This is a genomic window from Streptomyces sp. SID9727, from assembly GCF_010550605.1.
GTDB lineage: Bacteria > Actinomycetota > Actinomycetes > Streptomycetales > Streptomycetaceae > Streptomyces.
Window position 1 is genome coordinate 43706 of the sequence record NZ_JAAGNI010000312.1, and the last position, 10361, is coordinate 54066.

Annotated in this window: 9 protein-coding genes; all 9 read left to right on the plus strand. The window is 72.0% G+C overall.

What is annotated here, in order from left to right; translation table 11 throughout:
• Nucleotides 1–115 precede the first annotated feature (115 nt).
• The 9 genes from G3I41_RS21120 (at nt 116) to G3I41_RS21160 (ending at nt 10183) form a co-directional block, all read left to right on the plus strand.
• Complete coding sequence (locus G3I41_RS21120; RefSeq protein ID WP_164401958.1) at nt 116–2842, plus strand: LuxR family transcriptional regulator; 2727 nt, start codon at nt 116–118, stop codon at nt 2840–2842.
• Nucleotides 2843–2897: 55 nt separating this feature from the next.
• Nucleotides 2898–3863, plus strand: a complete 966-nt coding sequence (locus G3I41_RS21125; protein WP_164401959.1) for a glutaminase — start codon at nt 2898–2900, stop codon at nt 3861–3863.
• 267 nt (nt 3864–4130) lie between these two features.
• Nucleotides 4131–4982 (plus strand): HipA family kinase, encoded by an 852-nt coding sequence (locus G3I41_RS21130; protein ID WP_343242197.1) that lies wholly within the window; start codon nt 4131–4133, stop codon nt 4980–4982.
• Complete coding sequence (locus G3I41_RS21135) at nt 4979–5362, plus strand: DUF3037 domain-containing protein (protein WP_164401961.1); 384 nt, start codon at nt 4979–4981, stop codon at nt 5360–5362. Before G3I41_RS21130 ends, G3I41_RS21135 begins: the two co-directional genes overlap by 4 nt.
• Nucleotides 5363–5574: 212 nt before the next feature.
• The gene (gene fabG / locus G3I41_RS21140; RefSeq protein WP_164401962.1) at nt 5575–6336 is read left to right on the plus strand and encodes a 3-oxoacyl-ACP reductase FabG; all 762 of its coding nucleotides are present in this window, start codon (nt 5575–5577) and stop codon (nt 6334–6336) included.
• 20 nt (nt 6337–6356) lie between these two features.
• Nucleotides 6357–7112, plus strand: coding sequence for an SDR family oxidoreductase (locus G3I41_RS21145; protein WP_164401963.1), 756 nt, complete (start codon nt 6357–6359; stop codon nt 7110–7112).
• A 117-nt stretch (nt 7113–7229) separates the two neighbouring features.
• Nucleotides 7230–8816, plus strand: a complete 1587-nt coding sequence (locus tag G3I41_RS21150) for an ABC transporter substrate-binding protein (protein WP_164401972.1) — start codon at nt 7230–7232, stop codon at nt 8814–8816.
• 103 nt (nt 8817–8919) lie between these two features.
• Nucleotides 8920–9603 carry a uracil-DNA glycosylase gene (locus G3I41_RS21155; RefSeq protein ID WP_164401964.1) on the plus strand — a complete coding sequence of 228 codons (684 nt, stop codon included), beginning with the start codon at nt 8920–8922 and terminating at the stop codon, nt 9601–9603.
• Between the two features lie 94 nt (nt 9604–9697).
• Nucleotides 9698–10183 (plus strand): hypothetical protein, encoded by a 486-nt coding sequence (locus G3I41_RS21160; protein ID WP_164401965.1) that lies wholly within the window; start codon nt 9698–9700, stop codon nt 10181–10183.
• Nucleotides 10184–10361 lie beyond the last annotated feature (178 nt).

The window sequence follows — 10361 nt, forward strand, 5'->3', positions numbered from 1 at the left end:
GTTCGGCAGCGGTTGGCTCTGCTGTGGCCATGAGGCTAGGGACGGGGAAGTCGGCCGGCATCAGGGAAATCCCTTGACCTGGACCGGGGCGTCCGGGCGGGCGCACCATGGCCCGATGCGCGACGCTGCGATGTGGATGAACACGCTTCAGGGACCGGCCGGTCCCGTGCTGCCGGAGGCGCCGGACGCCGTGGACGGAGCCCGGCGGGTGGTGCTGTTCGGGCCGCCGGGAATCGGCAAGACCACCGCGGCCGCGGTCCTGGGACGGCGGCTGGGCCTTCCGGTTCTGCGACTGGCCCCACGTCCGCAGGATGTCCAGGTCCCCTACGCGGGTCTCCTCGAACTCGCCCTGGCCCTGCCGTCCCCGGCGGCGAGGGAACTGACGGCGGAACTGGACGAGTCCGCCGATGAACCGGGCACCTCGGAGCCTGCCGGGACGGCCCTGCGGCTACGCCGCCTTTCCGTCGCCCTGTTGCGGGACGCGTCGCCCATGACGCTGGTGGTGGACAACGCCCAGTGGCTGGACCCGGCCAGCGCGGCGGTCCTGGGCTGGGCTCTGCGTCTGACCCCCGGCCTCCCCGCGATCGTCGCCGACCGTGCCTGGCGGCCGGAGGCCGGAGTCCACTGGTGCGGGGAGAACGCACTCGCGGTGCGCGTCGCGGCCCTGACGTCCGGTCAGGTCGCCGCGTTGCTGTCGCATCTGCCGCTGTCCACCGGTGAGGTGGCCCGGATCCACGCGAGCAGCGGTGGTAATCCCGCCCTGGTCCTGGCGCTCGCCGACGCCGCGCCGCCTCCCTCGGACCGAGTCGGCGGAAGCGAGCCCTTCCTGCCGCCGGCGGCCCGGCGCCTGATGGACGAGTGGCTGAACGAGGTGCCGGCCCACGTACAGGAACTTCTGGCGTTCGCCGCGCTGGACGACCGGCCCGACCTCGAACTGCTCGTTCGCCTCGCCGGTCCGGCGGCCGGGACGCTCCTTGCCCAGGCAGAGACGGCGGGACTGGTCGACATCGGGCGGGAGGACGGGAGGGTGCGGCTCACCGCCTCCGCGATCGGCGCGGAGCTCATGACCCGGCTGCCGGCCTCCGCCCGCCGTCGCCTGCACACGCGCCTTGCCGAAGCCGGCCACGACCCCCTCCGCCGCGACCGGCACACCGCACTGGCGGCCGCGGGCACCGTCGACTCCCGCACGGCCCTGCACACCGCCCGCGCCGCCGACCGCGCGAGACTGCGCGGAGAACACGTGCTCGCCGCCGAACTCGCCCTGCTGGCAGCCGACCTCACCCCGCGCGAAGACACGCATCTGGTCACCGAGCGAGCCCTGACCGCCATCCGGGACGCCGCGCACTGCGCAGACCTCTCCCGCGGCCGGGCCGCGACCCGGCTCCTTTTGCAGCACGAAGACCGGCCCGCCCCACGCGTCCAGGCTCTGCTGGCCCTGCTCGACGCAAGCGGGCAGCGTCTGAACGGCGCCGACGAACTGTTCGCCGGGGCGGTTCACGAGGCCGCCGGACAGCCGGACCTGATCGCCCAGATCCTGCTCCGTCAAGCCATCCGCGCCAACCTCAACGAAGGAGCCCCCGAACAGGCTGCCGCCCTGGCCGCTCAGGCCGCCGCGCTCGCCCAGGCCGCCGGCGACACCACCACCACCGCCCTCGCTCTGACCATGCAGGCGCGCGTCCAGCGCGTTCTCGGCAGCCCCGGGACCGATGCCACACTCGAGCGCGCCCTGCGCACGCCCCGCACCGCACTTGTCGCCGTCAACGCCACCCCTGAACACCTCGCCGCCCGCCACGCCCTGTTCGACGACCGCCTGTCCGAAGCGCGGACTCTTCTGCTGCCCCTGCTCTTCCAGGCCCAGCAGGCCGGGGACGCCGAGGGCACCGTGGACGTCCTGCGCGGTCTCGCCGAAGTGGAGATCCGTGCCGGACGGTGCGCCCAGGCCCTCGACTACGCCGCCCGCGCCCAGGCACTGACCGACAGTTCCGGCCTGCCTGCCGGGCCCGCCTGCTACACCTCCGCCCTCGTCGAGGGCACCGCCGCACGAACCGGTCCCGCCCTGGCCATCGCCCGCCGCGGTGCCGAGGCGTGCCGGCGGGAGGGCAACCGGGTGTTCCTCTCCCGCAACCTCTACGCCCTCGGCCATCTCCTCCTGGTCACGGGCCGTGCCAAGGAAGCCCTGGAGGCACTGGAGGAGGTTCGCGGCCTGGAGGCGCTCCAGCAGGTCCACGACCCGTCCATCCTGCGCTGGCACGCCGACATGGCCGAATCCCTCATCACGCTGGGGCACCTCGAACAGGCTCATGAACTGCTGAGCAGCACGCACCGGAGCGCGACCGACCTCGGCAGGCAGTCCGTCATTCCGTCCCTCGAACGCGTCCAGGCCCTCCTGGACGCCGCGCACGGCGATTACGACACGGCCGCCCGCCGGCTCACCGACGCGGCCGGCCGCCTGAGCCACCTCCCGATCGAACGGGGCCGCACCCTGCTCGCGCTCAGCCACACCGAACGACGCGGACGCCGGCGCGCGAACGCCCGCGAGGCAGCACGGAGCGCCGCCGATCTCTTCACCGCCCACGAGGCGCACCCCTGGGCCCAGGCCGCCGCGGACAGCCTCAACCGGTTGGAGCGCAACGCCTCGGACCACAGCGGCCGCCCCTCCCTGACCCAGGCCGAACAGCGCTGCGCCCGGCTCGCTGCCGGAGGAGCGAGCAACCGCGACATCGCCGCGGCCCTCACCGTCAGCGTCAAGACGGTCGAAGCCACCCTCACTCGCGTCTACCGCAAACTCGGCCTGCACTCACGCGTCCAACTCGCGCACACCGTCGGTCCCGCGTCGGAGTGACGCGTGCGGACCCTCGACCAGCCCCTCGTACCCCATCCCTCCCTGAGGACCGCCCATGCACCACAGCCCCCGTCACATTCGTCCGGACACGGTGACCGCGGTCGCGACCGGACGCCTCGGCGCCGTACTGGAGCGCATCGAGAAGGAGACGGCCGCCCTCGGCGAGTGGGGCAGCCCCGCCGACTACATCCCGCTGCTCGCCGGCGCCGACCCCCGGCGCTTCGGCATGGCCGTCGCCGAACCGGACGGAACGGTCTACGGGGTCGGCGACTGGCGCACCCCCTTCTCGGCACAGTCCATCACCAAGGTCTTCGCCCTGGCCCTGGTGCTCTCGCTGGAGGGCGAACGGATCTGGCAGGGTGTGGGCCGCGAGCCTTCCGGCAACCCCTTCAACTCGCTGGTGCAGCTGGAGTACGAGAACGGTATCCCCCGAAACCCGTTCATCAACGCCGGCGCCCTCGTCGTCACCGACCGGCTGCAGACGCTGACCGGGGACGCCGCCGGCCGGATCAGGGAGCTGCTGCGGGCCGAAAGCGGTAACCCGGTCATCGACTTCACACCGGCCGTCGCCGCCTCGGAAGCGGCCCACGGCGCCCGCAACGCCGCCCTCGCCCATTTCATGGCCTCCTACAGCAACATCGCCAACCCGGTCCCCGACCTGCTGGCCGCCTACTTCCGGCAGTGCTCGATCGAGGCATCGTGCGCGGACCTGGCCCTCGCCGCGGGTTTCCTCGCCCGGCGCGGCGTCCGGACCGACGGCTCGGTACTCCTGACCCCGAGCCAGGCCAAGCAAGTCAACGCGATCATGCTCACGTGCGGTACGTACGATGCCGCCGGGGACTTCGCCTACCGGGTGGGCCTGCCGGGCAAGAGCGGTGTCGGCGGAGGGATCATCGCGGTCGTACCCGGTGTGTGCACCCTGTGCGTGTGGAGCCCCGGACTGGACCGGCGCGGCAACTCGGTGGCGGGCGTCGCGGCGCTCGACCGCTTCACCACGCTCACCGGCCTGTCCGTCTTCTGAACGCGCTGCCCTCCACCGCGCACCGCGCGTGCGACCACCGGGGCCCGACCGCGCTGCTCCATTCTCGCGATCACCCTCGGTTACTATGGGCGCTTCATGCCGGAGGTCGGCAGCAAGGGCGCGGCGCCGTCGACGGTGTGCCCGGGGAGCGGGAGGCCGGCACGTCGGCGGAGGCTCCCCGGTGCCGTCGACCGGCGATGTCCGCCTCTACGCCCCGGAGCATTCTTCCGAGGATCGCAAGGCTGAAGAGATGGGTGGCCTGGGAAAGTGTTGGAAGAGGTCGTAGCGACCCGCTATGTCACGCCCCTGCGTGAGGGCGGATCGCTCCCCGGGATCGTCGAGGCCGACGACCTCGGCACGTACGTCATGAAGTTCACCGGAGCCGGGCAGGGCCGCAAGACCCTCGTCGCGGAGGTGATCTGCGGGCAGCTCGGGCGGCGGCTCGGGCTGCGGGTCCCCGAGCTCGTGCGGATCCAGCTCGACCCGGTCATCGGGCTCGCCGAGCCCGACCAGGAGGTGCAGGAGCTGCTGAAGGCCAGCGGCGGCCTGAACCTCGGGATGGACTTCCTGCCCGGCTCGCTCGGCTTCGACGCGCTCGCCTACGAGGTGGACCCGCGCGAGGCCGGGCGGGTCGTCTGGTTCGACGCGCTGATCAACAACGTCGACCGGTCCTGGCGCAACCCGAACATGCTGATCTGGCACGGCGACCTCTGGCTCATCGACCACGGCGCCACCATGATCTGGCACCACAACTGGCCCGGCGCCCAGGCGTCCGCCGCCAAGCCGTACAACGCCTCCGACCACGCCCTCGCCCCCTTCCGGCCCGACCTCGCGTCGGCCGCCGCCGAACTCGCCCCGCTGGTCACGCCCGGGCTGCTCGCGGAGGTCGCGGCCGACGTCCCCGACGAGTGGCTGGTGGACGAGCCGGGCTTCGGCACGACGGACGAACTGCGGCAGGCGTACGTGGACGCGCTGGCCGCCCGCGCGGCGACCATCCACGAGCGGATCATCATGGACGCGCCCACCCCCGACAAGCCGTCCCAGGCCCCGGGCTGGATCACCGAACGGCTCGCCCCGCGCGGCCACGCCACGGACGGCGAGAAGGGCGGCCGGGCATGAGCGGGCGCGACGTCTTCGAGTACGCGCTGCTGCGCGTCGTCCCCCGCGTCCAGCGGGGGGAGTGCTTCAACGCCGGGGTGGTGGTCTACTGCCGCGCCAAGGGCTTCGTGGCCGCCCGCACCGAGCTGGACGAGACGAAGCTGAAGGCGCTCGACCCCGGCGCCGACGTGACCGGGGTCCGGGCCGCGCTGCGCGCCGTCGAGGGCGTCTGCCGCGGCGGTACGTACGCGGGCCAGGCCGCCGGCGACGACGTGGGGAGGCGCTTCCGCTGGCTGATCGCGCCCCGCTCCACCGTCGTCCAGCCCGGGCCCGTGCACAGCGGCCTCACCGCCGATCCCGAGGCCGAGGTGGAGCGGCTGCTCGACCTGCTGGTGCGCTGACCGCCGCCCCCGGCCGCCGTCCACGCACCGCGCGACGGCGGCCCGCCGGAGTGTGACATGCGCCGCTGCGCCCGTGGCCCGTTGACACCGGGTGCCAGGGCTTCTAGCGTCTCGTCTGCTGAAGGTACTAAGCGGTTGCTCAGTCATCGGGCGGTCTCCCCGGAGCCCCCGACGTCCGCTGAGCCGCTATCCAAGGGCGAGGAGAGCCAAGCATGTCGACCAGCGAGCAGCGCGTAGCCATCGTGACGGGAGCGGCCCGGGGCATCGGTGCCGCCACCGCGGTACGCCTGGCGGCCGAGGGCCGCGCCGTCGCCGTACTCGACCTCGACGAGGCGGCCTGCAAGGACACCGTCGAGAAGATCACCGCCGCCGGGGGCAAGGCGCTCGCCGTCGGCTGCGACGTGTCGGACAGCGCCCAGGTGGACGCCGCCGTCGCGCGGGTCGCCGCCGAGCTGGGGGCCCCGACGATCCTCGTCAACAACGCGGGCGTGCTCCGCGACAACCTGCTCTTCAAGATGAGCGAGTCCGACTGGGACACCGTCATGAACGTGCACCTCAAGGGCGCGTTCCTGATGGCCAAGGCCGTCCAGAAGCACATGGTGGACGCCAAGTTCGGCCGTATCGTGTCGCTGTCCTCCTCCTCGGCGCTCGGCAACCGCGGCCAGGCCAACTACTCGGCGGTCAAGGCGGGCCTCCAGGGCTTCACCAAGACCCTCGCCAAGGAGCTCGGCAAGTTCGGCATCACCGCCAACGCCGTCGCGCCCGGCTTCATCGTCACCGAGATGACCGCGCAGACCGCGGCCCGTGTCGGCATGGGCTTCGAGGAGTTCCAGGCCGCCGCCGCGACGCAGATCCCGGTCCAGCGCGTCGGCGTCCCCGACGACATCGCCAACGCCATCGCCTTCTTCACGGGCGACGCCGCCGGCTTCGTCTCCGGCCAGGTCATGTACGTGGCCGGCGGACCGCTCAACTGACCCGAAGGGCTGCGGACATCATGACTGTGCAGGACAGCGGCAAGGTCGCGCTGATCACCGGCGCGAGCCGGGGCATCGGCTACGGCATCGCGCAGGCGCTCGTCGAGCGCGGCGACCGGGTGTGCATCACCGGGCGCAACGAGGACGCGTTGAAGGAGGCCGTCGAGACGCTCGGCGCCGACCGGGTCATCGGTGTCGCCGGCAAGGCGCACGACGAGGCGCACCAGGCGGCGGCCGTCGCCCGCACCATGGAGGCGTTCGGCCGGGTCGACTTCCTGGTCAACAACGCCGGCACCAACCCGGTCTTCGGGCCGATCGCGGAGCTCGACCTGAACGTCGCCCGCAAGGTCTTCGAGACCAACGTGGTCTCGGCGCTCGGCTTCGCCCAGCAGACCTGGAAGGCGTGGCAGAAGGAGAACGGCGGGGCGATCGTCAACATCGCCTCGGTCGCCGGCGTCTCCGCCTCGCCCTTCATCGGCGCGTACGGGATGAGCAAGGCGGCCATGGTCAACCTGACCCTCCAGCTGGCGCACGAGTTCGCGCCGGTGGTCCGGGTCAACTCGATCGCGCCGGCGGTCGTCAAGACCCGGTTCGCCCAGGCGCTGTACGAGGGCCGTGAGGAGGAGGCGGCGGCCGCCTACCCGCTCGGCAGGCTCGGGGTGCCGGAGGACATCGGCGGCGCGGCCGCCTTCCTCACCTCCGACCAGTCCGCCTGGATCACGGGCCAGACCCTGGTGGTCGACGGTGGCATTTTCCTGAATGCCGGAGTCGGCTGATCCGGCCTGGGCCGATATGGTCCCGATTGCCTCAAGTGCCCCGCCGAGCCTGCGGATTGACCCGGTGGGGCACTGCGGTATGGTCTGCCGACCCATGGCTGATCGAGGAGCGTGCACGTGTTCTACCGGGCCAGTCTGCAGGCCGCTGCAGCCCTTGCGTCCCTGTCCTTGCTGGCCGGCTGCGGGCTGCTGCCCGGCGGCGGATCGGATGTGGAGCAGAAGCTCGCCGTCGGGACGACCAGTGAGCCCTCGACCCTGGACCCGGCGGCGGCGTGGGACGGCTCCTGGGAGCTGATGCGGAACGTGTTCCAGACTCTGGTGAGCTTCCCCACCGGCAGTACGACGCCGGAGCCGGACGCGGCCGAGGAGTGCAGGTTCACCGACCGCACCAGCACCGCCTACCGCTGCCGGCTCCGCAAGGGGCTGAAGTTCTCCAACGGCGACAAGCTGGACGCGGCGGCCGTGAAGTACTCCATCGACCGGATCTCGGAGATCGGGGTCAAGGGCGGACCCGTCGGCATGCTCGGCTCGCTCGACCGGGTCGAGACCAAGGGCGACGACGTCGTCATCTTCAACCTGAAGAAGCCCGACGCCACCTTCCCCTTCGTCCTGGCCACCCCGGCCATGTCCCTGGTCGCGCCGAGCGCGTACTCGAAGCACAAGATCCGCGACGACGGCAAGGTCATCGGATCCGGTCCCTACCTGCTGGACGCCTACAAGCAGGGCGACCGCTCCGAGCTGGTGAAGAACCCCGACTACAAGGGGTTCGCCGACCGCAAGAACGACGCCGTGACCATCCGGTACTTCAAGGACTCCGGCGCCATGGTGAAGGCGCTCCGGAAGAACGAGATCGACGCCACCTACCGCGGCCTGTCCGCCGAGGACGTCGTCAGCATCGAGGACGGCAAGAGCAGCGGGGAGGGCGCCGACCTCCAGATCGTGGAGTCCACCGGCGCCGACATCCGCTTCCTGGTCTTCAACCCGGACGACCCCGCGTCCGGCAAGCCGGCCGTCCGGCGGGCGATAGCCCAGCTGGTCGACCGGGACGCGCTCGTCGCCAAGGTGTACCGGGGCACGGCCGAACCGCTGTACTCGATGGTCCCCAAGGGCATCGCGACCCACACCACCAGCTTCTTCGACACCTTCGGCAACCCCAGCAAGGCCAAGGCCCGCCAGATCCTGGCCGACGCGCACATCACCACGCCCGTCCCCATGACCTTCTGGTACACCACCGACCGCTACGGCTCCTCGACCGCGCCCGAGTTCGCCGAGCTGAAGCGCCAGCTGGAGACGTCCGGACTCTTCCGCATCACCCTCAAGAGCCGCCCCTGGAAGACCTTCCAGGCGGGCTTCACCAAGGGCGAGTACCCGGTCTTCGGCCGAGGCTGGTTCCCGGACTTCCCGGACCCGGACAACTTCATCGCCCCGTTCGTGGGCAAGAACAGCGTCACGGGCATGCCGTACGTGAAGGACGAGATCACCAAGCAGCTGCTGCCCCGGTCCCGCAAGCAGAGCGACCGGGGCGCGGTCGCCAAGGAGTTCGAGCGGGCCCAGGAGATCCTGGTGGACGACGTGCGGCTGCTGCCGCTCTGGCAGGGCAAGCTGTACGTGGCGGCGGGCGAGGACATCGGCGGCGGCGAGCGCGCTCTGGACCCGCAGACCGTCATGCAGATGTGGGAGCTCTACCGCAAGGCCAGCTGGTGAGTCCGCGTCCGGGCGGGCCCCGGCGGCCCGCCCGGACCGCGTTGTCAGTGGTGCCCGGTAGGTTCTGGGAGCAAGAACGGATTGCTTACCGGAGGTTGTTCACGTGACCGACACCGACCTGCTGCCCGAGTCCTGGCGCGGCGTCCTCGGCGAAGAGCTGCAGAAGCCGTACTTCAAGGAGCTCACCGAGTTCGTCGAGGAGGAGCGCTCCGCCGGACCGGTCTACCCGCCCCGGGAGCAGGTGTTCGCGGCCCTGGAAGCGACCCCGTACGACAAGGTGAAGGTCCTGGTCCTCGGCCAGGACCCCTACCACGGCGAGGGCCAGGGGCACGGTCTGTGCTTCTCCGTGCGTCCCGGTGTGAAGACCCCGCCCTCGCTGCGCAACATCTACAAGGAGATGAAGGAGGAGCTGGGCCTGCCCGTCCCGGACAACGGCTATCTGATGCCGTGGGCCGAGCAGGGCGTCCTGCTGCTCAACGCCGTGCTCACCGTCCGCGCGGGCGAGGCCAACTCGCACAAGGGCAAGGGCTGGGAGAAGGTCACCGACGCGGTGATCCGCGCCGTCGCCGCCCGCCCCGACCCGGCGGTCTTCGTCCTCTGGGGCAACTACGCGCAGAAGAAGCTCCCCCTGATCGACACCGAGCGCCATGTGGTGGTGAAGGGCGCGCACCCCTCGCCGCTGTCGGCGAAGAAGTTCTTCGGCTCCCGCCCCTTCACCCAGATAAACGAGGCCGTTGCCCGGCAGGGCCACCAGCCCATCGACTGGCGCATCCCCGACCTGGGCTGAGCCGCGCCCGAGCCTCCGCGTGTCCGCCCGTCCCGGCGGCTAGCGTCGGAAGCCGGACCGCCGGGTCCGGGCGGACGGGCGCGAGGAGGCCGTGGTGACGGAGCAGCGGGAGGCGTCGGAGGACGTCTTCATGACCAGGATCGGCCAGGCGGTCATGCTGCTGCACGGAGGCGACCGGGAGGAGGCCCGCAACCGCTTCACCGTGCTCTGGTCCGAGATCGGCGACGAGGGCGACGCCCTGCACCGGTGCACCCTGGCGCACTACCTGGCCGATACGCAGGACGATCCGGCCGACGAGCTGGCCTGGGACCTGCGCGCGCTGACCGCGGCCCGGGCCCTGGCCGACGACCGCGTGGCGGGAGACCGGGACGCGGTCGCGGTGCGCGCCTTCTACCCGTCGCTCCACCTCAACCTCGCCGCGGACTACGTGAAGCTCCAGCGCCCGGCCGCCGCCCGGGACCACCTGGAGCGGGCCCGGGCGGCTTCGGCGGTCCTCGCCGACGACGGCACGGACGACGGGTACGGGGGTGGCGTCCGGGCGGCGATCGGCCGGCTGGATCGGCGGCTGCGCGAGTGGTGACCGGCGCCTTCGGAGCGTCGCCGCCTCACCGCCCGTAGGCGCGGTCGCAGATCCGGGACTGCGGGCTGCCCGCCGGCCAGTGACCGTAGCCCCTGCCGAGAGCGCACACCCCGGTCCCGCCGCCGGGCGCGGGCAGGGCGGGCGCGGGGGCGGGTGGGGCCGGGGCGATCCGGCGTGG